The following is a 2,726-nucleotide window of genomic DNA, read 5'->3' as shown; positions in this document are numbered from 1 at the left end:
AGAAGGAGAGGTTGATCGAGTTGTTGCATGAGAAGCGCACGGCGCTGATCAGCCACGCTGTCACCAGGGGCCTCAACCCCAACGCTCCTAAAAGAGATTCCGGCATCCCCTGGCTCGGCCAAATCCCGAGGCATTGGGATTTGGTCCGTCTTGGGCGAAAGATTCAGCTTCAGCGGGGCGTGGATATTACTAAAGACGACCAGAATGAAGGCAGTGTGCCAGTAGTGTCCTCGGGGGGCACATCATCATTTCACGACAAAGCGCTTGCTCGTGGGCCAGGCGTGGTAGTGGGTCGTAAGGGGACTGCCGGAGCGGTTCACTATGTCGAATCGGACTATTGGCCTCACGACACAACGCTTTATGTAAAGGAGTTCCGTGGCAATCACCCTCGATTCGTTTTCTACAAACTATGCACCATGGACTTGGCGAGTTTTGACACGGGATCGGCTAATCCAACTCTCAACCGAAATTTGATTCACCCAGTTTTCGTTGCTTGGCCGTCCCACTCCGAGCAAGCCGCCATCGCCACTTATCTTGACGTGGAGGCAGCGAAGTTGGACGCCCTGATGGCGAAGGTGCGGACGGCGATTGAGCGGTTGGTGGAATACCGGAAGGCACTCATCTCCGCCGCCGTCACGGGCCAGATTGATGTGAGGTCAGGAACATGAACGAGAACCTCACAGCGCAACTGCTGGCGAGGCTTGGCCAGTCCGAAGACCCCTGGGTCGAAAGGAAGGAATCGTTCGATGACAGGGATGTGCGCCGAACGCTGGTTGCGTTCGCCAACTCCGTCAATGAAGGCCAAACCGCCGTGTTGTTCATTGGCGCTCGCAACGATGGGCAGCATCCGGGATTGCGGGACGCCGACGACACGCAAAAAAAATTAGCAGGTGTGGCGGCTAAAAAGTGCTATCCGCCCATTGAATACCAAACCTGCGTGCTCAGGGTTGAAGTCGGCGGAAGAGCGGTGGAAGTGTTGTCGGTTATGGTTCCCTTCAGCAAATGCCGACCGCATTTTGGCGGGATCGCTCACATCAGGCGTGGGTCAGAGAGTGTCGAGGCATCGCGTGAGGCTTTCTTGGAGCTGATCGCCAGTCAGAACGACAAGGCGAGAAAACTACTTCAGTTTAAAGGCAAGAAAGTGACGTTGCGCTTTCGATCAGAGTCAGGTTTTTATTACGACATTGAGACACGGATGGATCACTGCGATGCCCATACTTTAAGTTTGATCGATCAGGAAAGTGTTCTTTGGTCCTTTAATACCGATGAAGTTACGATTTACGAGGAGAGTGTCTTTGGCATGGCGATCACCGTCAAGCCACGGTGGACAGAGGAGGAGCAGATTCGCAATATTATCGGGCGCTGGTCTTGGTTCGCCGGGCACTCCAAGCTCTCTGCGCATTCTCTGGACAGGCACCACTTCATGATCGAGCAGCTTTTGGCAAATCCCGGAAAGACCATCAACGCGGCGGGCGCTTTGGCCGATGGGGCCACTGACCCCTGGTTGAAGCTGCTCCTGGCAAACGTGCGGTTTGAGCTAAAAAAGACCCAACGGCCCATGACCAGGGAGCAGAAGATCGAATATTTGAACCACCGGCAACAACGGGCGATTGAGAAAGGGGTTGCGGCAGGCACTTCTTCCGGCCCTTTTACATCACCCCGAATGCCTGTCGTTTATTCGGCGCAGATTGAAGCCGTAGCCGAGATAGCGACATCGGTCGAAGAAGCGGCTGAGTTTATTGAATACCTGACGAAGGGTAATCCGCCCGAAATCCGGAGAAACCAAAAAGTGGCGCTTTATGCAAAGCTCGGGCTTCCTGAAATTTGAATTTGCTCGGAGTCACCTCCGAGCGCTCTCTCCATGACGGACACATCTGAAAAGAATTTCGAAGCCAGCATCGAGGCGAGCTTGCTCCGCGACCCGTGGAGCAGCGCCCCGCAGGGCACGCCCGCACTGGCCGACGCACCCACCGGTGCTTACCCGCCCGGAGGTTATCAGCGCCGTCAACCCACTGACTACGATAAGGCCCTTTGCCTGATCCCAAAAGACGTGCTTGATTTCATATACGCCACGCAGCCGAAGGAGTGGCAGAAAATGCAGGCGCAGCATGGCCATGATGCGAAGCAGGTCTTGTTGAAGCGCCTGGCTGCCGAGATCACGAAGCACGGCACCCTCCATGTCCTGCGCAGGGGCATCAAGGCGAACGGCTGCAAATTTCGGCTGGTGTATTTCAAACCGTCGTCCGGTCTCAACGAGGCGACACAGAAACTTTACCAGGCCAACCTGTTCAGCGTCGTCCGCCAGCTCAAATACAGCGAGAAAAACGAAAAGAGCCTGGACACGGCGCTCTTTCTTAACGGGCTGCCGCTGTTCACGGCGGAGCTGAAGAATCCTTTCAAAGGCCAGAACGTCCAGGATGCCGTCCGGCAGTATCGGCAGGACCGTGACCCCAAAGAGCCGCTGTTCGCGTTTGGCCGATGCTTGGCGCATTTTGCCGTCGATCCGGCCCTGGTGTATGTAACGACGGCCCTGGCAGGCCCGAAGACCGCTTTCCTGCCGTTCAACCAGGGCTACAACCTGGGCGCTGGCAACCCGCCGTCATGGAAGGGCTTTTCGACCGCCTATCTGTGGGAACAGGTGTGGGCGCGGGACAGCATCCTGAACCTGCTCCAACATTTCATCCACATCGTCGAGTTGGAGGACGACAAAGGCAACAAGACCGGTG

At 56.1% G+C, this 2,726-nt stretch carries 3 protein-coding genes; all 3 read left to right on the top strand.

Annotated features, from left to right (window positions below; translation table 11 throughout):
* The coding region (locus tag VG146_07000; protein ID HEV2392096.1) for a restriction endonuclease subunit S at positions 1-668 on the top strand (668 nt) is incomplete at its 5' end.
* Entirely contained in the window at positions 665-1,828 is a 1,164-nt protein-coding gene (locus VG146_06995) for an ATP-binding protein (GenBank protein ID HEV2392095.1), read from the top strand. The genes VG146_07000 and VG146_06995, both read left to right, overlap by 4 nt.
* Before the next feature lie 33 nt (positions 1,829-1,861).
* The coding region (locus tag VG146_06990; GenBank protein HEV2392094.1) for a type I restriction endonuclease at positions 1,862-2,726 on the top strand (865 nt) is incomplete at its 3' end.

It is taken from the genome of Verrucomicrobiia bacterium (assembly GCA_035946615.1).
Taxonomy (GTDB): domain Bacteria; phylum Verrucomicrobiota; class Verrucomicrobiia; order Limisphaerales; family UBA8199; genus DASYZB01.
This window is presented reverse-complemented; position numbering and strand designations above follow the sequence as displayed.